The organism is Ferruginibacter sp. (assembly GCF_031430955.1).
Classification (GTDB): domain Bacteria; phylum Bacteroidota; class Bacteroidia; order Chitinophagales; family Chitinophagaceae; genus Ferruginibacter.
Genome location: NZ_JANPCM010000736.1, coordinates 1 through 1,847, shown reverse-complemented (window position 1 = coordinate 1,847; position 1,847 = coordinate 1). Strand labels below are relative to the sequence as shown.

Genomic DNA, 1,847 nt, shown 5'->3' with positions numbered 1-1,847 from the left:
CCGTCACCTCCACCACCGCATCCAAATTTATCCTTCCATAAATGTGCGGAAACTCTTCATTAACTGAAGGTGCCAACTCAAAAATATGTACGGATTCTAATTTGCCTTCGTCAATATGTAAAATTAAAAGATCGGTTTGGTTGGCATAATATCTTTCAATTACACCCTGTACCTGTTCTCTTTTACTGGCATGTATAAAACCTTCGGTTAGTAAAGATGGGGCTTCGTAAAAGCCCTGCGCTAAAGCTTTTTGCCAATCGGGTAATGTAACTACGTGGTAAATCATGGTTCTAATAAATTGGCGAGTAAAAGCAGTTCGTCCATTTTATAATGGTTGCGTTCGTTATCAAAACATTTACTCAATTCTTCCAGCAAAAATTGTATAATTTTTTTATTATTTAACTGCCGGAAATAAGAAGCGGTAGGCGGAACAGATATGCGTTTAAAATAACTCTCTACATCTTTATGGCTGTAAATTTGCCCGTTAAGCGGATCAATGTAAAATTTTATTTTTTCGGAGGCATGCCCAACAGGGTTCAATAAATCATGCTGCAGATCTACATAAGCCAAAATAAATTGGCGGGGAATATTGATGGCCCTGATGGGCACATCTAATAATTCGCACAACACTAAATAAATAATGCCATTGTTTACCGCATTTCCTTTTTTACTTTCTAAGGCTTTATTAATTAAATAATCATCGGGGTTGTTGTAAGCAAACTCAACACCTTTTTGTTTGTAATAATTATAGATAATACTGGTGATAACATTTACCTGTTCTAAAGGGGTAAGATAACTGTTGAGCTCCAGCCAGATATTACGTTTTAATTTTTCAATTTCCTGCAACACAGTATTTTTCTGCAGCTCGGGGTAATGGTATCTGGCAACTAATAAAGCACCTTCTAACAAATCGGCATCGCCTGCGGCCCATGCAGTAAAGTCGTTGGTTAAATCCCTGAAGTGTAAACGGTGTATCAGCAGTTCAATTTTTTCCTGCAGATCTTCACTGGTGGTATTTTCCCAAAGGTTTTCCAGGTTGGGTATAATGGCTTTGCCAAACGAAATAATTTTTTCGCTTACGGTATTGTACACATATTCATCCGGATCATCAATCAGGTGCAGCAGTGCTGATATTTCTTTATTTTCTTTCATTAATAATTAAATGTAGAAAATTGACTCTTAATAAAGAAGTTAAAATTTTCCACAGTGGTGGTTAACTTTTTATACACTTTGTTTATGGCACACCTACTAACAGCATTTCATGTAAGCGGTTTCTTAAAACAGTAATATCATCTTACATAATAAACGCACTGTAATTACAAAAATTATATAACTATTTATGGAAATTGTATATAGTAATTTTTATACGGCAAAGCTATTTTGTTATTACTGTTGAAGTGAAATAAGAAGAAGTTTTAATTTCGGAAGTAACATTTATTCCACCAGTCAACATTAAAAACATACTGTCAGCCTGAGCTTGTCGAAGGCGGGTTGACTCTTGTACCGGTTTCGACAAGCTCAACCTGACATTTTTTTAATCGAACAGATTCAAATGTCTAATTAATTACTCATCATCTTCTCCAAAATAAAAATTCCCCCCGAAGAATCGGCGGGAATTTCTTTAACCCTTAAAACAACCAACATGAAATGTTGATTAATTATAAAGGCTTATTTACGATGTTTTATAAAGTATGGTTTTATTGGTCTTAATATTTCACAAATAGTTTTGATATAAACTTAAAGTTTTATACCAAAGCCAAATCCAATACCTGCTGCATGGTTTTTACATAATGGAATTTAATACCTTTTATATACTGGTTGTTTATTTCCTCCACATCTTTTTCGTT

2 protein-coding genes are annotated in these 1,847 nt (G+C 34.4%); both read right to left on the bottom strand.

Features of this window, described 5'->3' with window-relative positions; translation table 11 throughout:
* A partial coding sequence (locus ACY65O_RS21105) for a DUF952 domain-containing protein (RefSeq protein ID WP_462222837.1) occupies positions 1 to 286 on the bottom strand: 286 nt, incomplete at its 3' end.
* Complete coding sequence (locus ACY65O_RS21100; RefSeq protein WP_462222836.1) at positions 283 to 1,152, bottom strand: transglutaminase-like domain-containing protein; 870 nt, start codon at positions 1,150 to 1,152, stop codon at positions 283 to 285. The genes ACY65O_RS21105 and ACY65O_RS21100, both read right to left, overlap by 4 nt.
* Positions 1,153 to 1,847 lie beyond the last annotated feature (695 nt).